Here is a 17,854-nt window from a genome sequence, read left to right as displayed (position 1 = left end):
TCTCTCTGCTTAATTCTGAATTTGCCCTTTTTTTGCGTGCCTTAACAGGCAGGAACCCCGTTCGCCTGCTATAAAGGAAATCATCACCCCGGTTATTAACATTCGTAAAAGGAGCGCATCATGGTTTTTGCAATCAGTGAGGAAGTGCAACACAAGGAAGAGGGCCAGACAATGGTGGTGACCGGCTACGCCAGTGGCATGGTCGAGTGCCGCTGGTATGACGGCTACGCGGTGCGCAGTGAAGCTTTCCGCAGCGATGAGCTGTGTGCGACAGCACCGGCGCAGCAGCTGGCGGGCTCAGGCCTGCAGGTCTGACGACCAGGCAGGCCCGGTGAGCAAAACGCGGTGGCGGGCACACTCTGTGCCGCCCGCTCAGCTTCAGACGTTGCCGTCGTTATCCTCTTCAACGGCCTGGTAGATGCGTTGTAAGACGTCCGGGAACGCAGACTGCACCCGGCTCCAGCTCGGAATAAACGGTTTGTCGTTAGGCCGTTCGATAAAGGCCTGACCCGCTTCCAGGATCGACTGGGTGAACATCTCCACCGCCGCTTCCTCGACATGCTGATCAAACTTCAGGCCGTTCATCGCCGCCTCATGGTTATAGGTCTCCATCATATCCAGCGCATTACGGTAGTAGGTCGCCTTCAGCACCCGGAACGAGTCACTGGTCAGCGGCACACCCATCGTGGCGAGCTTACGCAGCAGCGACTGAACAATGTCACTGCTCATGCGTTTCAGGCCGCCGGTGCCATCATCTTCCGCCAGCGGCTGATGCTTGTGATCGTAGTTATCGGCAATCTCCACCTGACATGACTGGCGGGTAGTATAGTTACGGTAAATCTCCGACAGCACACCGATTTCCAGCCCCCAGTCTCCCGGAATTTTGATGCCGTTCAGCACATGCGTCCGCATGGCAAACTCGCCGGACAGGGGATAGCGGAAACTCGACAGATAATCCAGATACTCGGAATGACCGTAGACTTTCTGCAGCGAGCGCAGCAGCGGGCCGACCAGCAACCGTCCTACGCGGCCATTGAGCTTGCCGTCGGCCACGCGTGCGTAGAAGCCTTTGCAGAACTCATACTGAAAGGCCGGATTAGCCAGCGGGTAGAGCAGGCGGGCCAGCATTCCGCGCTCGTAGGTGACGATATCGCAGTCATGCAGGGCGACGCAGCTGGTGCGGTCGGATGCCAGCGTATAACCGGTGCAGAACCAGACGTTACGTCCCTTGCCGGGCTGGGTAGGGGATAAACCCTCCTTATCCAGCTCGGCATCAATAGCCTTCAGACGCGGGCCATCATTCCACAGAATGCGATGCCGCTGCGGCAGCCGGGAGAAAAATTCGCGCGCATAGAGAAACTGGTCGCGGTCAGCCCGATCCAGACCGATGACAATTTCGTCCAGATAGGGCACTTTCGCCAGCTCATCGACGATATTCGTCAGTGCCGGGCCTTCAAGTTCGGAAAACAGCGATGGCAGGATCAGCCCCATTTTGCGTTTGCGGGCAAAGCGTACCATCTCTTTTTCCAGCGACTCCACGCTGCGGTGGGTCAGATTGTGGAAATTGGTGATTACGCCATTCTGATAAAAGTCACTCATCGCATCATCCTTTTAATGCCCGCGGGCAGCTTATTGAGGTTGAGTCAAAAAATAGTCCAGCCCTTCACGCCAGCCCTCAGGGCCGTGATGCGCCGTGTGATAAACCTGCTGCTGATCGGTGCGGGTAAGGGTGACCGGTGTTTTACTGTAGCCCCGGATCACCACGGCGTAGTCCACCGCATCCAGCATCGGGGCATCGTTGGGCCCGTCGCCCAGACCGATGGTGACGCGCGACTCACCGGGTGAGTGATCCAGCAGCCAGCGCAGCGCCTGGCCCTTGCCGCAGCCCGCGGGCATCACATGCCAGAAACGGCCACCCTGAGTCAGGGCCAGGCCTTCAGCGCCCAGCGCCTCGCGAAACTGCGCCAGCGCCTCCTCACTGTCGCGCCAGACCACCACCTCGGAGGCGTCGCGCTGACGCGACAGCGCCGCATCTGCCTCGCTCAGGCCGGTCATCGAAGCCACGTCCGGGTCGGAGAAGTCATGAAAACCGGTGAAGCGCCAGGTGGCTTTCATGGCGGCCAGCCGTTCGCAGATCGCCTCATAGGTCTGCGTGTCATCCAGGCGAACCCGCTGCTGATCGTGCGTCTGTACCACGGCGCCGTTCTCCGCAATAAAGGGCGAGCCGCTGATACCCAGCCTTTTCTGCAGCGGAATAATCTCGGCGGCCGTTTTACTGGAACAGATCACCAGCGGCACGGCCTGCTGTTTCAGCGTGGCAAGCCATTCACTGGCCGCATCCCAGCGATAGGTGTGATGGTCGAGCAATGAACCATCCAGGTCGGTAACGATCATTAACGGCTGATGGAGAGTGGGCATTAACAGGCTCCTTTCATCACGTTCGCGGCTAAAGCAGCGATTTTTCAATATTATAGTTGAATCTGGCGCACACTTTTTTTAATGTGCCGTCTGCGATGAATCCAGGATTAATCTTAAAAATTCGTGCCGGAACAGGCGACGTGCGCGAAGTGCGCAGAGGCTAAGTGGCTGTCTGACGCGGTATTTTCGGTAACTTCAGAACTGAAATTTCCGGATAGGGTGCAGAAATGTGCATATCAGGTGCTTGTTTCGCCTGTGGGATAGCGTAATCTGCACAGGTGTTAAGAATTCCCTGGTGTAACGAATTGAATTTTTACCCGGCCATCCCGCCGGGTATTTTTTTGAAATCGATTTCAGCGATTCGCTTCACTGGCGCGGTAATCGCAGATATCGATTTCGAATGCCTCAGCCAGTTCGCTGTAAGAGTGGAAAATCCGGCCATCCGCTTCCAGCCGTGGCGCCTGCTCCTGCTCCTGCTCCTGCTCCATATAATCCCGCACCTCTCCCGATGTCCTGGCCTGAATCGCCGCCAGTAATCCCTCGATATCCACCTTCAGTTCGGACGGTTGCCCGTCGCTGTGCTGTTTTTCGTCTGTCATGTGCTGACCTCCGGATGCAAACAGAGTGATCAGTATAGAACGCGGTAGTAAAAGGGGAGTCCAGGCAGATCGCAGAAAAAAAGCCCGCGCTGCGCGGGCAAAATCCTTGTTACTAACAGGTTGGCTGCACCTCTGGGGGGGCAGCAGCAGGATGAGTGTAACGGCCCGGCACGTCAGAAGTCCGGCAGCGAACTGTCAGGAAAGCGAAAAGGTGTAACCTTACTCAGATTTACCTGACTTTTCGCCTGAAGAGAGCAGATTCAGCTATAGTTGAAGATAAAGCTGATTTATTTCAACACCTAAAGGAAGGGTTATGGACATCTTAAAAATTATTATCGCTATCCTGTTGCCACCGCTGGGCGTGTTTATGCAGGTCGGTTTTGGCGGCGCTTTCTGGCTGAATATTCTGCTGACTCTCTGTGGTTATATTCCTGGTATCGTTCATGCTGTCTGGGTGATTGCCCGTCGCTAACGCGCTGCATCGCCACGGTTCTTCGTTTAGACTGTATTCAGCTACTCATCAGGAGAACCGATAATGAAGGTCAATGACCGCGTCAGCGTCAAAACCGATGGCGGCCCGCGCCGCACCGGCACTATTCTGGCTATGGAGCCATTTAATGAGGGCACCATGTTTCTGGTCGCGCTCGAAGATTACCCGCTGGGAATCTGGTTCTTTAATGAGCTGCATCAGCCGGATGGGATTTTTGTTGAGCCTTACGAGGACGCCTGAACCTGACGTGACGTAAAAAAGCCGCCTTCCCGCAAAACGGGAAGGCGGCTTTTTGCTCTATGAGGCCGGGTGGCGACGGGCGTTACGCACTCATCCGGCCGGTTGTTCGGTTAGCAGTGGCCGCAGTGTCAGCCGCCTGACTCAGAAGGTTTCCCAGTTATCGTTACCGGCGGCCAGCGCCGGACGGGAGGCAATAGCAGGGCTCTTTAACGCTGCCGCCTCACGCGCAGGCGTCCGGGGGGCGGCGGGCGCGTCCTGCAGACGGAACGCTGCCACGGCCTGGGTCAGTTTGCCTGCCTGATCTTCCAGCGAGGCAGCTGCGGCGGTGGCTTCTTCCACCAGTGAGGCGTTCTGCTGGGTCACATTATCCATCTCGGTAACGGCCTGGCTGACCTGCTGAATCCCCCGGCTCTGCTCGTCCGACGCCGCCGCGATCTCCGACATAATATCGGTCACGCGACGCACCGCTTCGACAATTTCACCCATGGTGTTGCCGGCGGCACCAACCTGATGCGAGCCGTCATTAATCAGCGTGACCGACTCGGCGATCAGGGATTCAATCTCTTTAGCCGCCTGCGCACTGCGCTGTGCGAGATTCCGCACCTCACTGGCCACGACCGCGAAGCCACGACCCTGTTCACCGGCACGCGCGGCTTCAACCGCCGCATTCAGCGCCAGGATGTTGGTCTGGAAGGCGATACTGTTAATGACGTTGGTGATCTCGGCAATCTTCTTCGAACTGCCAGAAATATTGTTCATGGTTTTCACCACGCTGCCCACCAGTTCGCCCCCGCTGCGCGCTTTGCCGGAGGCATCGGCCGCGAGCTGACTGGCGTGGTGTGCATTCTCGGCGTTCTGTTTCACTGTCGCGGTCAGCTGCTCCATGCTGGCAGCGGTCTGCTCCAGCGCGGCGGCCTGCTGCTCGGTGCGTGACGAGAGGTCGGTGTTACCGGCAGAAATCTCACTGGAACCCTGATAGATCGCCACCGCACCTTCACGCACCGTTCCCACGGTGGTGACCAGCGCCTGCTGCATCAGCTGCAGGTTATAGATCAGCGTGCCGATCTCACTGCGGCCATGCGGCAGAGGCGGGGAGGTCAGGTCACCCTGAGCAATACGTTCGATACGCTGCACCGACAGGCGCAGCGGCGTGATGACTACGCGGCGCAGGAAGACAAAGGTCATCAGCACCAGCACCAGCGCGGCTGCAAAGGCCACCGCCATTGAGATAAAGCCGACGCGCGACTGATGGTCCGCCTGCGCATTGATCGCCATCGCCCGGTCAGTACGGATCTTAATCGCCTTCAGCAATACCGCGTTGTAGTCATCATCCAGCTTGCGGGTTACATCGGTTTCCTGAGCGATAATGCCCTCGAAGCTGCCCTCTTTACCGGCGTTGATCATCGGGATCAGGCCTTTGGTGATGTAATCGTTGAAGCGGGCCTTCAGGCTGCTATCGAGTTCCGTATCGGCGGGCGATTTTACCTCCCGCGCTTCATACACGGCGAAGCCCTCTTTGGCCTGCTGGATGCGTTTTTCGGCCGCTGCCACATTGGCACGAAACTCATCCATTTCCCCGATACGCGCGGCGGCACCGGCCTGGATAATAGTCAGGCGGGCGGTACGCAGATGGTTCGAACTGTTTGAAAGGCCCATGCGAACCTGAATCTCGTTGGTCGCATCATCAAGAGAGTGATTGCTTAAAATCAGGAAGTAACTGGCGACACCGATACAGAGTGCAAACAGCAGCAAAATGCCGCCGAAGATCAGGCTAAACAGCGGCACCAGACGGAGATTCTGCCAGAGGCCCGCGCTTTTCTGTCCATCATTATCTACTGCAGTGTTCATATCCATGCTCTCATGAGGCTGATTGTTATAAAACTTAACATCGGCAGCCGGAGCAGAAGACTTAACAGCCAGAGTGAGACGCAGATCGCAATTTCGTGCAATAAAAAACCGGCCATTGAGGCCGGTTTCTGTTTTGCGACGATCAGCGAATATTAACGTAAATACCCGAGGTCACATTATCCGTCAAACGAACAACATGATAAATAACCTGCTTATTATGGGTTTTGATTTTGCGTTTAATATTCCCTTTGTGCGACGAAACCGTCTTGGCCTTAATTTGCATCTTGTCTGAAATCTGGATGGTATCATGACCTGACATCCACATTTTCAGCATGTTTGATTCAGTCTGGCTCAGCGTCAGCGGATGTACATCCATGCCCGAAGAGATGCGCGCAGACTGGTTAAGCTTCTTCTGCAAATAGGTACTGAGTAAGGAATCAAGGGTCGAAGTCTTCATCGATTTTGACGTAATAATCAGGTTCTTACGAACGTAGAGATATTCCTCAAAATGGATATTGCTGATCGCCATGAATATAAAAAACAGTGTGTCAGGATGCTGTGTAATAATGCTGCGAATGCGTTCGCTGGAGTCAGACTCATGAATGAAGCAATCTTCATTAATAAAGACGACACCAGGATTTAATTGCTCACATTTTTGCTGTAGTTGTTCAATATCGGAGACAGACGAGATGTTCTTCTTCTTAACTCCTTTTAAAGACATGTAGTCTGTTAATCCCAGGCGTGTGTAGTTGCAGGAATCCATAATAATAGTTGGCATAATAGCGACCCTCACCAATTTGTTATCCGTTTAAATCAACGATGAATACGCGTTGCGGTACGAGAGAGATTTCTTAGGTACTTTTTTATTCTGCTCGTGCAGTTTGGCAACAGGCAACCGCCCGTAAAAGTCTTCATCCCTGACCCGTTCTGCAAAAATTTTGTGCTGCCCTGACGTCATACATTCTCCGGCCGTGGCGGGGAATGCCAGTGAAGTGCCGGAGGTTAAGTAAAACGCGTTCTTTTGAGAGCAAAATCACTATCCCTGAAAACACAGAGTTTTCTGATAGGATAATTCTCAAAAGCATTTGTTTTACGAAAGTGTGACGCCTCAGCGTGCGATGACAATGCCGGAAAAAACATTTTTTAACAAGAAAAATCACTTAAAGTTTTTTTTCTATCAAATTCATGGGTTTACCGGATTTGCCCGCCAATTCACAGTCTAAGTGCTTCCGTGAACCACCCAACTAAAATACGCGAAGCCCGGTTTAATAAGAATTATTTTCAGACTCTGCGCACATTTATCAGAATTTCCTTAGTTGCATTCTGAAAAACATGGTTCGGAAAATGCACGTATGGTTTTGCGATACTTAAGTTTCATAACGTAAAGATAGTTAGAAACTTAATGTTCAGGGACGGGATAGTTCTGTCAGGAACAGGGTGAGTAAATCAAAGACTTCCCCGAACAAATGCTCGCAGAACGGGGCGAGAAGGGGCATCAGCAGGCTGATGGTTAAAATTCCGACTGTTAAGGTAATCGGAAAGCCAATTGCGAAGATTGATAACTGTGGTGAAACACGGTTTAACAAACCTAGTACCAGATTTAGCATGAGTAACAAAACGATTAAGGGTAGCGCTAACATCATGCCATTAAGGAAAATTAATCCGCCCGATTTCACCAGCGCCATAAACGCATTGGCATTCAGCGGGTGTCCGCCAATCGGCAGCGTATGAAAACTGTCCGCCAGCAGCGAGATCAGCCATAAATGCCCGTTGAAGGTCAGGAACAGTAACATCGCCAGCATGTCGAGGAAACGGGCCAGTACCGGCATGTTAAGACGGCTGCCGGGATCGAAAAAGGTGGCGAAGGAGATGCCCATCTGCAGACCAATCACTTCACCGGCGCAGCGCACAGCCGCAAAGGCAAACTGCATGGTAAAGCCGAGCGCGATACCAATTAGCATCTGCTGAATAAGCAGCCAGAAACCCGCCGGAGAAAACAGGGTGACATTCACTGCAGGTAACAGCGGCATCAGCAGCCAGGTGATCATCACCGCCAGACCGATTTTGACACGCTTGCTGACAGATCGTTCACTGAGGATGGGTGCGGTGGCGAACAACGCCATGATGCGCACCAGCGGCCAGAAGAACTGGCTGACCCACTGAACCAGCTGACTGCTGTCGAGAGTAATCATCAGCCGATGATATAAGGCAGGTTAGTAAAGACGGTACGGATGTAGTCCAGCAGCAGATTCAGCATCCAGGGTCCGGCAATGATACCGGTGGTGGCGACCGCCAGGATCTTGGGAATAAAGGATAAGGTCTGTTCGTTGACCTGGGTCGCCGCCTGGATCAGGCTGATCAGCAGGCCGCTGACCAGCGCGGCCAGCAGCAGCGGGGCGGCCAGCATCAGGGCGACGCGCATCGCTTCCTGTCCCATTACCATTACTGATTCAGGTGTCATGTGTTGCTCCGGTAAAAAAGGGGGATCAGGAGTAGAAACTTTGCGCCAGTGAACCGACCAGCAGTTGCCAGCCATCGACCAGAACAAACAGCATCAGTTTAAACGGCAGCGATATGGTCGCGGGTGGAACCATCATCATCCCCAGCGCCATCAGCACGCTGGCTACCACCAGGTCAATGATCAGGAACGGAATAAAGACGGTAAAGCCAATCTGGAAAGCGGTCTTGAGTTCACTGGTCACATAGGCTGGCAGCAGAATGCGCATCGGCACGGCTTCCGGACCGGCAATCGGCGCGGTATTGGCCAGCCTGGCAAACAGGGCGAGATCCGCCTCGCGAGTCTGACGCAGCATAAAGTCACGCAGCGGCTGAGCACCTTTCTCAATCGCGACATCCATGCTGATCTTGTCCTGACTGAACGGCAGATAAGCATCCTGATAAATTTTGTCGAAGGTCGGCGCCATAATAAAGAAGGTCAGAAACAGCGACAGACCGAGCAGAACCTGGTTCGGCGGCGCCGAGGGGGTGCCCAGGGCGTTACGCAGTAAACCGAATACAATGATGATGCGGGTGAAGCTGGTCATCATCAGCAGCACCGCCGGGATAAAGGTCAGGGCGGTGATAAAGACCAGCGTCTGAACCGGCAGGGACCAGCTCTGACCGCCGCCAGGCAGCGAGTGACTCACCAGACCCGGCAACTGGGCATGGGCAGCCGGTGCCAGTAACAGCAGTGGCAATAAAGCAAGCAGTCGACGCATCATTGTGGTTTTCCGGGACGTTTAACCAGATTCTGTAATAACTGACGAAAATCCTGTGGCGCACGATTGTCCGGCGTCACGGAGACCGGCTGACCCGGTGGCAGCGTGTGCAGATGGGTAATCTGCTGCGCGGTGACGCCCAGCACCAGACGGGCATCGGCCGTATCAACAATCACGACGCGCTCACGCTGGCCAACGGAGACGCTGGCGGTGAGCTTCAGCTCCTGGCTACTGACTTTCTTCGGCGCGAAGCCGGCACGACGTGCCAGCCAGGCGCAGGCCAGAATCAACAGAATAATTACGGCTAAGACGCTGCTGACCTGCGCCAGCATAGAGCCGGTAGAGATCGCCTGCGCGTGCGGCGTCGCCGTCTGCAGCGTTTGATTCTGGCTGTTCATAGTCAGTGGCTCTTTAGCGACTCAGACGACGCATACGTTCAGACGGGGTGATGATGTCAGTGATGCGCACGCCATATTTGTCGTTCACGACCACCACTTCACCCTGCGCGATCAGGTAACCGTTGATCAGAATATCCAGCGGTTCACCCGCCAGGCCATCCAGTGACACTACGGAACCCTGCGTCAGACGCAGCAGCTCTTTGATCGTCATCTTGGTGCGGCCCAGTTCTACGGTGAGCTTCACCGGGATATCCATAATCAGGTCGATATCCTGCAGCGAGCCAGCGACGTTGCCGCTGTCGAATGATTTAAAGACGTCATCGGTCTGCGGCGCGCTGCTGCTGCTGCCGACCTGCTCATTCATCGCTTCAGCCCACAGATCGTCTGCAGAGATATCGTCAGACGGTTTATTACTGTCAGTCATGGGGCTGTTCCTCGTTCAGCGAATTCAAAATCGGGTTAATCAGGTGTTCAACACGGAGCGCGTACTGACCATTCATCGTGCCATACTGGCTGGTTAAGACCGGGACGCTATCCACATGCGCGATAATGCGTTCCGGCTTCTCAATCGGCAGCACATCGCCAGGTTTCAGCTGCAGGATCCGTGACAGACGCAGTGAGGTTTCGGCAAAGTGTGCAATCAGTTCCAGCTCAGAGTGCTGCACCTGTTTGACCAGGTTGTCACGCCAGTGGTTATCTTCCTGACGTGAGTTTTCGAGCGGTGGATTCACCAGCAGCTCGCGCAGCGGTTCAATCATTGAAAACGGGATGCAGATATTAAACTCACCTACCAGGTTACCGATCTCCACCTGGAACGGCGTGTTGACCACGATATCGTTCGGTGAGGTGGTAATGTTGGTGAACTTCACCTGCATTTCTGAACGTACATACTCGACGTCCAGAGGATAAATCGCTTTCCAGGCATCGCTGTAACCATCCAGCGCCAGCTTCAGCATGCGGCGGATGACGCGCTGCTCGGTATGGGTAAACTCACGGCCTTCGACTTTGGTCGGAAAGCGGCCGTCGCCACCAAACAGGTTATCGACGGCAATAAACACCAGGCTCGGTGAGAACACCACGAGTGCTGTGCCGCGCAGCGGTTTCAGGTGGATCAGGTTCAGGTTAGTCGGCACCGGCAGGTTGCGGGCAAACTCATGATACGGCTGAATCTTGATCGTCCCGACGCTGATATCCGGGCTGCGGCGCAGCAGGTTAAACAGCGCCATACGGAAACTACGGGCAAAACGCTCGTTAATAATCTCCAGCGCCTGCAGACGCTCGCGCACCACGCGACGCTGGGTATTCGGGTCGTAAGGACGAATGTCGCCTTCCGGCCCGCTTTGTTTCTTTTCTTCTTCCGCGCTGCCGCTGTCGCCGTTCAGAAGGGCGTCAATTTCAGCCTGGGAGAGAATACTATCGCCCATTGATTCACCTCAAAATGAAGGCAGTAAACAGCACATCGTTTACGACCTGCGGAGGTTGACCTTTTACCAGCGGTGGGGCTAGCGCCTGTTTGATTTGTTCAACAAGCACCTGTTTTCCCTGCTCGGTCGCCAGCGCCGCAGCACTCTGACGCGAGAGCAGCAGCAGCAGACGGCTGCGCACCTCAGGCAGATAATCATTCAGCCGACGACGGGTATCCTCATCGGCCAGACGCAGGGTAAAGCCTACGTAAAGCACGCGGTCAGGATCGTTGTCGGGATTGACCAGGTTAACCGTAAATGTATCAAGTGCAAAAAAGACCGGAGCGGGAGGCGGTTCAACTTTCGCCACCTCAGGCTTATCGCCCTCGTGTTTGTTCATCATTCGCCAGACTGCATAGCCTGCCACGCTGCAAGCGGCCAGCGTCACAATGAGCAACACCGGTATTAAGAGTTTACGTTTGCGGCCTTTTGCTTTTGCGTTTTCAGACATGGTTGCAGTTACTTCCTGTGAATTATGGGCAAGCCTCTCGGCTCACGGGACAGATTATCCCGCGTCTTAAGTCAAACCAATGGGAAGAAAAGACGCGGGTTTTACGCTTACCTTCAGCGTTTGTCGCTGTCAGGCAAAAGTGTCGACGGCGCTGTTGCCGCTGACGCGAGCCTGAAGGGCGGCGGGGACGGCAATCGGCGTGATGTCGGTGTCACTGTCCTGGGAGAGGGAGAAGCGGCCATGCTGTCCATCGCGAGGCGCCTCCTGCTGCTGGAAGCTCTGGCCCTGCGCGGAACTGTCACTGCTCACCTGACTCTCGCCCAGGTTAATACCGCTCTCTGCCAGTGCGCTGCGCAGCTGCGGTATCGCGGCTTCCAGCGCCGATCTGACATGGCTGTGGCTGGAAACCAGACTAATTTGTGCCTGGTCGTTATCCAGTTTCAGGCTAATCTGGATAGCGCCAAGATCTTCCGGGTGCAGACGCAATTCCGCATTCTGCTGACCGTTGCGGCTGAACATGACAATCTGCTGACTCAGCGCCTGCTGCCATTCGTCGCTGCCCAGCTGCGCATTCAGCATCGGCGTGGCTGGCGTGCTGCTGGTCGCAGAGGCGGTCACCGGGGCCGGCAGGCTGCTGGCGCTGCTCACCGGGGTCGCGGTGAGCGCGTTATCGCTGTTACTGGCTTTCACCGCCGCCTGGTCATCCTGCTTCACGAGCGTGTTCAGCGCCTGCTGGAAACTGGCATCGGGCGTCAGGCCAGTGCCGGTTGCGCTTTTCGCCGGGGCTGAACCCTGGCTGGCTGCGCTGCTGGCCGCAGAGGCATCCGCGGCGGCGCCTTTCGCGTCATGTTTCTCAGCTTTATCCGCTGGCGCAGTAGTCTGTGCACTGTTGAGCAGTTGCATCAGCGGGTTCTGTGCTTTGCGGTCGCCGCCAGCCTGAGCTATCAGCTCGCCGGCCTCAGCGCTGACCGGGGTCGGCGTTGCGGCAGCGGCGGTGGTCACGCCGGGTAACATGGCGAACAGCGCCTGCACATTCTGCAGCTCGCTGGCGCTCAGGGCGGCCACGTCCGGCTTGCCTTTATCATCGGCTGATTTTGGATCAGCTTTAATATTTTCCGGTTTAAACAGGCCACTCAGCGCAGCCGGATTTTCCAGTGCCGCCATCAGCGCATTCAGGGTAGGTTTGGCCCGCGCGTCATCGCCTTTTTCGGCTTTCATATCAGCCGATTGCAGCGTTTTTCCGGGCTGCTTAGCCAGCCCCAGAAGCTGGTTGCCCAGCGCGGTCAGAAAGTCCTGTGGCAGGGCATCATTGCCCGCTGTGGCATCAGCTGAAACTGATGGTTCAGCGTCAGTTTTCACCGCCGCTTTTGTGGCAATGTGTGGCAGCGTAATCATTCGCCTCTCCTCAATGCGGCCCGTTGGGCAAATTCGTCCATCCGTTTCTGATCGAGACGGTTTTCCTGTCGTGATGCGTTTTCTGCTGCCCGCGTAATCAGGGTCTGATAGGCATTCAGCCGCTGCTGCTTGTCGCGCCAGTTAATCAGCGCCTGTTCGAGCCGCTGATTCCAGTGATTGAGCTGGTTACGGTGCTGCTCGATCGCTTTTTCCAGCGTCTGAATAAACTGGTGATAGTTGGTCCAGCGGGTGCTGGCGATACCTGATGACATGTCATCGTTGAGTTTGTTGCGATATTCGTCCTGATAATCGAGCAGCATCGTCAGCTGCTCGTTGGCGGCATGCTGGCCGCGACGCATATCGCCTAAGTAGATGGCGGCGCGTTCGAGATCCTGCTCCGCTAAATCACGCAGCGTGTCGATGGCATTTGCAGTTTTCATTGCCGTTACCTCGCGTTAAAGGGTGTTACTGTCCAAACAGCGCATGCAGATGCAGGGTGGCGTCGTCGTAATCGCTGCGCTCAAAAATCCCCTGCTGCAGGAAGGCTTCCATCTGCGGATAGAGTTTGATGGCTTTATCGAGCATCGGGTCGCTCCCGGCGGCGTAGGCGCCGACGCTGACCAGATCCCGGTTACGCTGGAAGCTGGAGAGCAACTGCTTGAACTGGCGTACCTGCGCATAGTGGTTCTCATCGATCAGATGTGTCATCGCACGGCTGATCGAGGCTTCAATATCGATGGCCGGGTAGTGACCCGCTTCGCCCAGCCGGCGTGACAGCACGATGTGGCCGTCAAGGATGGCGCGCGCGGAGTCGGCGATCGGATCCTGCTGATCGTCGCCCTCGGTCAGAACGGTATAGAAGGCGGTAATCGAACCGCCGCCGTCGATGCCGTTACCGGCGCGTTCAACCAGCGCAGGCAGTTTGGCGAACACGGAAGGCGGATAGCCTTTGGTGGCGGGCGGCTCACCGATCGCCAGCGCAATCTCACGCTGCGCCATGGCGTAGCGGGTGAGGGAGTCCATAATCAGCAGGACGTGCTTGCCGCGATCGCGAAAATCTTCCGCAATGCGCGTGGCGTAGGCGGCACCCTGCATACGCAGCAGCGGGGAGACATCGGCCGGGGCGGCGATGACCACTGAACGGGCGCGGCCTTCGGCACCGAGAATATTCTCGATAAAATCTTTGACCTCGCGGCCACGTTCACCGATCAGGCCGACCACGATGACGTCCGCTTTGGTATAGCGCGCCATCATGCCCAGCAGCACGCTTTTACCCACGCCCGAACCGGCAAACAGGCCCATACGCTGGCCACGGCCAACCGTCAGCAGCGCGTTGATTGCCCGCACGCCGGTATCCAGTACGTCGGTAATCGGCGTACGCTGTAAGGGGTTAAAGGGCGGTGTGATCAGCGGCGCACGATAGCCTGTATCCGGCGACGGCAGACCATCCAGCGGACGGCCACTGCCGTCAAGAACGCGGCCCAGCAGTTCCGGCCCCAGCATCAGCTGCTTGCCTGCCTGCGGGTTATCGCCATTCTGACGGGCATAGACTCGCGCGCCAGGTAAAATGCCGTCCACCTCTTCCAGTGGCATCATCAGCAGTTTCTGGCCGTTAAATCCCACCACTTCGCTTTCGATTTCGCTGATGGCTTTGCCATCGTTGCGTTCAATGATGCAGGTTGCCCCCAGCGGTAACTGCAGGCCGGTCGCTTCCAGCACCAGACCGGTGGCGCGGGTCAGGCGACCATAACGGCGCACCGGTTGCACCTGGGCGATGCGTTTCTCAAAGGCGTCCAGCGATCCCAGCCAGCGGTTCAGACGGGTGGTCATTAAATTTCTCCTGGTGCCGCGAGACGGCAGAGTTCCTGCCAGCGCGTGGCGACGCTGGCATCCAGGTCACCATCTTCTGCGCTGAGTTTGCAGCCGCCGGGATGGAGGGTGCTGTCGGCGATCAGACGCCAGCCGTGCAGATCCAGCGTCGGGCCCAGGGTCTGCTCAATGCGCTGTAAGTCATCCGGATGAACACGCAGCTGCGGTTTGCCGCTGAACATCGGTTCCTGCTGCAGTAAGCCCTGAATCTGGCGCAGCAGGGCAGTGCCATCGACGGCGGTTGCCTGGCCGATAACGGAGCGTGCCGCTTCCAGAGCCAGCTGCATCAGACGCGCGGCGATCACGCTGTCCAGGGATTCCAGGGTGTTCTGGAACTCGGTAACCAGCTGCTGCATCCGCGCCTGAAGCGGCGCCTGCTGCTGCTGGGCATCCACCAGGCCCTGCTGAAAACCGGCGTCATAGCCCGCTTTCTGACCTTCGGTCATGCCCTGCTGATAGCCTTCGTTGTACCCCTGGCCCTGCGCCTCTTTCCGCATCTGCTGCTGCAGGCGTTCGAGCTGCAGTTGCTGCTCATCGACGCCATCATCCGATTCGGTAAATTCAGGCTCCGGCGCGGCTTCAGGCTCATCGAAACGGCCTAAATCCGTGGGCTGCCACAGCTGCCAGGGACGGGCAGAAAATGCATCAGACATACGTTTCCTCGCCACCACCAATTACCATCTCGCCCGATTCGGCCAGGCGGCGAACCACCAGCAGGATCGCTTTCTGTTCGTTTTCCACCGCAGACATACGCACCGGACCCCGGTTTGCCAGATCGTCGCGCAGAATATCGGCTGCACGGGCTGACATGTTTTTGAGGAACTTCTCGCGCAGTGGCTGTTCGGCACCTTTCAGCGCCACCAGCAGCTGCTCGGACTCCACTTCCTGCAACAGACGCTGGATGCTGCGGTCGTCCACTTCCACCAGGTTCTCGAACAGGAACATCTCGTCGATAATTTTCTGCGCCAGTTCGCCATCGAAGTCGCGTACCGCTTCGATAACCGCCTCTTCCTGCTGCGTTTTCATCAGGTTGATGATCTCGGCTGCGGTTCTCACGCCGCCCATCTTCGCGCGCTTGAGGTTGGTACCGTCCAGCAGCCCATTCAGCACTTCGGTCAGTTCGGCCAGCGCGGCTGGCTGCACACCACCGAAGGTGGCGATACGCAGCATCACGTCGTGACGCAGACGCTCGTCGAACAGCGCCACGATGTCGGCGGCCTGGGCACGTTTCAGGTGTACCAGAATGGTGGCGATGATCTGCGGATGCTCGTCGCGAATCAGGTCGGCAGCAGCCTGCGGCTCCATAAAGTTGAGTGTTTCCATGCCGCTGGTGGTGTCGCGCGTTTCGAGGATGTCCTCCAGCAGGCTGGAGGCGCGCTCTTCGCCCAGCGCCCGGGTCAGTACCGAACGCAGATATTCGTTGGAGTTCAGGCTCAGCGCCGCGAACTGCTCGGCATCCGCTTCGAACTCACGCAGGACCTCGGTCAGCTGTTTGTGCGACACCTGACGCATATTCGCCATCGCGCCGCTCAGGTGCTGCACCTCACGCTGGTTCAGGTGTTTGAAGACTTCCGCCGCGCGCTCTTCACCAATGGTCATCATCAGGATGGCGCTTTTTTCAGTTCCGGTCAGACTCATAGCTCTTTACTCATCCATTCACGAATGACCAGCGCTACCACACGCGGATCGTTTTCTGACATGTCGCGGATGCGTTGACTCATCACTTCTGCGCTCATGCGGTTGTTAGACTTACGTTCCTGCTCCAGCTCATCTTTGCTGAGCTGTACGCTAAAGGCTTCTTCTTCCGGCTTCTCGGCAGCGCGGGCGGCAATGGCTTCAGCAGCGGCTTTGTCTGCGGCCTGCTTGCGAACCAGATGCGGACGAACCAGTTTGCGATAGAGAATGAAGGCGACCAGGGCAACCAGCAGCCACTTACCGGCATCCATCAGCTGTTCAAAGAACGACTGCTGTTGCCAGAAGGGCAGGTCGACGCTCATCGGCTCAGTGGTGTTAAACTGCGAGTTCACCACGTTGACGCTGTCACCACGATTCTGAGAGTAACCCATCGCTTCACGGGTCAGATCTTCAATCTGTTTTAGCTGCTGCTCATTCAGCGCAATGGCTTTGCCTTTATCATCCGCACGGTAGTTCACGACGACCGCAACCGACAGACGCTGCACGTCGCCGACGTTCATTTTGGTGTGACGAATGGTGCGATCCAGTTCGTAGTTCACCGTGTCGTCACGACGTGAGTTCGTCGGCGTTGCGCTGGCGGCGGTGCTGGTGGTCTGCGTGGCGTTGTTAGCCGCATTGTTCTGACCGTTCGCGTTCTGACCATTGGCCGCATTGTTGTTCGGCGTCGTTACCGGCGCAGTGTTGGCTGGCGCAGGCTGATTGGAGAGCGCGCCCGGCACGCCGCCCGGATATGGGGAACCAGACTGGTCACTGGTGCTGGTCTGCCGCGAACGGATAGCGGTGTTCGACGGGTTAGCGTTAGGCTGATATTTCTCATCTGTCTGCTCGCTGGTGTCGAAGTTAATCTGTGCGGTGACCTGTGCATGAACGTTACCCTGACCGAGAATCGGATTCAGGATCGCTTCAATACGTTGCTGATAGCGCGCTTCAACTTCTGCGGCATATTTCAGCTGCGCATCATTGAGATCGCGACCGGCGGCATCGGAGCGGGTCAGCAGGCGACCGGCCTGATCGACGACGGTGACGTTGCCTGGCGGTAAACCTGCAACGCTGCTCGACACCATGTGTGCGATCGCCTGAATCTGGCCTTCATCCAGCGCACGGCCGGGCTGCAGGGTTAAGGTGACAGAGGCGGAGGGCGCTTTCTGCTCACGCACAAACAGGGTCGGTTTAGGCATCGCCAGATGGACGCGGGCGGTTTTGACCGGACCGAGTGATTCAATGGTGCGGGCCAGTTCGCCTTCCAGCGCACGCTGATAGTTCACCTGCTCGCTGAACTGACTGATGCCAAACTTCTCTTTATCCAGCAGCTCAAAGCCTACAGAGCCGCCTTTCGGCAGACCCTGCTGAGCCAGACGCAGACGCAGCTCATGCACATTCGCTTCCGGCACCATCAGCGCGCCGCCGTTTTCAGCGAAACGGTAGGGGATGTTCATCTGCGTCAGCTGAGTCACGATGGCGCCGCCATCCTCATCTGAGAGGTTGTTATAAAGAACGCTGTAGCTGGGCTGCTTTGCCCACAGCACCATCGCGATCACGATCGCTACCACTGCGGCAGCGGCAACGATTAAAGGGATACGCGGGTTTGCGCGCAGGCGAGCGAGCAGGTCACCGAAGCCTTTCTTATCTTGTTCTGTTGTGGCGGCTGTGCTCGCATTCATGACCGATTCCTGCCTGACGTAATTGACCGGGTAAGTTGAGATGGCAAAACAGACTCCCTGACCTGCGTAGATAAAATTTCCACTTCAATGCCAGGCATTATTAGGTGAT

General features: G+C 56.5%; 21 protein-coding genes. 3 read left to right on the top strand and 18 right to left on the bottom strand.

What is annotated here, in order from left to right; genetic code table 11:
• Positions 1-120: 120 nt before the first annotated feature.
• A complete protein-coding gene (locus tag ACNY69_RS04285) occupies positions 121-315 on the top strand; it encodes a YodC family protein (protein WP_111141187.1) in 195 nt (64 codons plus the stop codon).
• Between the two features lie 63 nt (positions 316-378).
• Here the strand turns inward: ACNY69_RS04285 and ACNY69_RS04280 are convergent, their stop codons facing one another.
• The 3 genes from ACNY69_RS04280 to ACNY69_RS04270 form a co-directional block, all read right to left on the bottom strand.
• The gene (locus ACNY69_RS04280; RefSeq protein WP_111141186.1) at positions 379-1,599 is read right to left on the bottom strand and encodes a glycosyltransferase family protein; all 1,221 of its coding nucleotides are present in this window, start codon (positions 1,597-1,599) and stop codon (positions 379-381) included.
• A 30-nt stretch (positions 1,600-1,629) separates the two neighbouring features.
• A complete protein-coding gene (locus ACNY69_RS04275) occupies positions 1,630-2,418 on the bottom strand; it encodes a mannosyl-3-phosphoglycerate phosphatase-related protein (RefSeq protein ID WP_111141185.1) in 789 nt (262 codons plus the stop codon).
• A gap of 353 nt (positions 2,419-2,771) precedes the next feature.
• Positions 2,772-3,017, bottom strand: a complete 246-nt coding sequence (locus tag ACNY69_RS04270) for a DUF2525 domain-containing protein (protein WP_418797397.1) — start codon at positions 3,015-3,017, stop codon at positions 2,772-2,774.
• A gap of 313 nt (positions 3,018-3,330) precedes the next feature.
• Here ACNY69_RS04270 and ACNY69_RS04265 point away from each other — a divergent pair, with 313 nt between their 5' ends.
• Complete coding sequence (locus tag ACNY69_RS04265) at positions 3,331-3,489, top strand: YqaE/Pmp3 family membrane protein (protein WP_111141183.1); 159 nt, start codon at positions 3,331-3,333, stop codon at positions 3,487-3,489.
• Positions 3,490-3,552: 63 nt separating this feature from the next.
• The gene (gene dsrB / locus ACNY69_RS04260) at positions 3,553-3,747 is read left to right on the top strand and encodes a protein DsrB (protein ID WP_111141182.1); all 195 of its coding nucleotides are present in this window, start codon (positions 3,553-3,555) and stop codon (positions 3,745-3,747) included.
• Between the two features lie 141 nt (positions 3,748-3,888).
• On the opposite strand, the gene ACNY69_RS04255 is transcribed toward dsrB, so the two are convergent.
• The 15 genes from ACNY69_RS04255 to fliF all read right to left on the bottom strand — a co-directional run bounded on the left by ACNY69_RS04255 (position 3,889) and on the right by fliF (position 17,745).
• On the bottom strand, positions 3,889-5,595 hold the full coding sequence (locus ACNY69_RS04255; RefSeq protein ID WP_418797395.1) for a methyl-accepting chemotaxis protein: 1,707 nt from the start codon (positions 5,593-5,595) through the stop codon (positions 3,889-3,891).
• A 142-nt stretch (positions 5,596-5,737) separates the two neighbouring features.
• A complete protein-coding gene (gene rcsA, locus ACNY69_RS04250) occupies positions 5,738-6,373 on the bottom strand; it encodes a transcriptional regulator RcsA (RefSeq protein ID WP_009089542.1) in 636 nt (211 codons plus the stop codon).
• A 628-nt stretch (positions 6,374-7,001) separates the two neighbouring features.
• A complete protein-coding gene (gene fliR, locus ACNY69_RS04245) occupies positions 7,002-7,787 on the bottom strand; it encodes a flagellar biosynthetic protein FliR (protein ID WP_367395571.1) in 786 nt (261 codons plus the stop codon).
• On the bottom strand, positions 7,787-8,056 hold the full coding sequence (gene fliQ / locus ACNY69_RS04240; RefSeq protein WP_003854466.1) for a flagellar biosynthesis protein FliQ: 270 nt from the start codon (positions 8,054-8,056) through the stop codon (positions 7,787-7,789). Before fliQ ends, fliR begins: the two co-directional genes overlap by 1 nt.
• 25 nt (positions 8,057-8,081) lie before the next feature.
• The gene (gene fliP / locus ACNY69_RS04235; protein WP_111142214.1) at positions 8,082-8,813 is read right to left on the bottom strand and encodes a flagellar type III secretion system pore protein FliP; all 732 of its coding nucleotides are present in this window, start codon (positions 8,811-8,813) and stop codon (positions 8,082-8,084) included.
• Positions 8,813-9,211, bottom strand: a complete 399-nt coding sequence (fliO, locus tag ACNY69_RS04230; RefSeq protein ID WP_111142211.1) for a flagellar biosynthetic protein FliO — start codon at positions 9,209-9,211, stop codon at positions 8,813-8,815. The genes fliP and fliO overlap by 1 nt, the downstream gene beginning before the upstream one ends.
• Positions 9,212-9,224: 13 nt before the next feature.
• Positions 9,225-9,635 (bottom strand): flagellar motor switch protein FliN, encoded by a 411-nt coding sequence (gene fliN / locus ACNY69_RS04225; RefSeq protein WP_111142212.1) that lies wholly within the window; start codon positions 9,633-9,635, stop codon positions 9,225-9,227.
• Positions 9,628-10,635, bottom strand: coding sequence for a flagellar motor switch protein FliM (gene fliM, locus ACNY69_RS04220; protein ID WP_293771461.1), 1,008 nt, complete (start codon positions 10,633-10,635; stop codon positions 9,628-9,630). The genes fliN and fliM overlap by 8 nt, the downstream gene beginning before the upstream one ends.
• Before the next feature lie 4 nt (positions 10,636-10,639).
• A complete protein-coding gene (gene fliL / locus ACNY69_RS04215) occupies positions 10,640-11,125 on the bottom strand; it encodes a flagellar basal body-associated protein FliL (RefSeq protein ID WP_418797394.1) in 486 nt (161 codons plus the stop codon).
• Between the two features lie 129 nt (positions 11,126-11,254).
• Entirely contained in the window at positions 11,255-12,520 is a 1,266-nt protein-coding gene (locus ACNY69_RS04210) for a flagellar hook-length control protein FliK (RefSeq protein ID WP_418797393.1), read from the bottom strand.
• Positions 12,517-12,960, bottom strand: coding sequence for a flagellar export protein FliJ (fliJ, locus tag ACNY69_RS04205; RefSeq protein WP_111139991.1), 444 nt, complete (start codon positions 12,958-12,960; stop codon positions 12,517-12,519). The genes ACNY69_RS04210 and fliJ overlap by 4 nt, the downstream gene beginning before the upstream one ends.
• A 25-nt stretch (positions 12,961-12,985) precedes the next feature.
• The gene (fliI, locus tag ACNY69_RS04200; protein ID WP_140916955.1) at positions 12,986-14,350 is read right to left on the bottom strand and encodes a flagellar protein export ATPase FliI; all 1,365 of its coding nucleotides are present in this window, start codon (positions 14,348-14,350) and stop codon (positions 12,986-12,988) included.
• Positions 14,350-15,042 carry a flagellar assembly protein FliH gene (gene fliH / locus ACNY69_RS04195; protein WP_111139989.1) on the bottom strand — a complete coding sequence of 231 codons (693 nt, stop codon included), beginning with the start codon at positions 15,040-15,042 and terminating at the stop codon, positions 14,350-14,352. The genes fliI and fliH overlap by 1 nt, the downstream gene beginning before the upstream one ends.
• Positions 15,035-16,027 (bottom strand): flagellar motor switch protein FliG, encoded by a 993-nt coding sequence (gene fliG, locus ACNY69_RS04190; protein ID WP_008926874.1) that lies wholly within the window; start codon positions 16,025-16,027, stop codon positions 15,035-15,037. Before fliG ends, fliH begins: the two co-directional genes overlap by 8 nt.
• A complete protein-coding gene (gene fliF, locus ACNY69_RS04185; protein WP_418797392.1) occupies positions 16,024-17,745 on the bottom strand; it encodes a flagellar basal-body MS-ring/collar protein FliF in 1,722 nt (573 codons plus the stop codon). The genes fliG and fliF overlap by 4 nt, the downstream gene beginning before the upstream one ends.
• Between the last annotated feature and the right edge of the window lie 109 nt (positions 17,746-17,854).

The organism is Pantoea graminicola (genome assembly GCF_048452665.1).
Classification (GTDB): domain Bacteria; phylum Pseudomonadota; class Gammaproteobacteria; order Enterobacterales; family Enterobacteriaceae; genus Pantoea.
The sequence above is the reverse complement of the archived record's forward strand: the minus strand, read 5'-3'. Positions and strand labels throughout refer to the sequence as shown.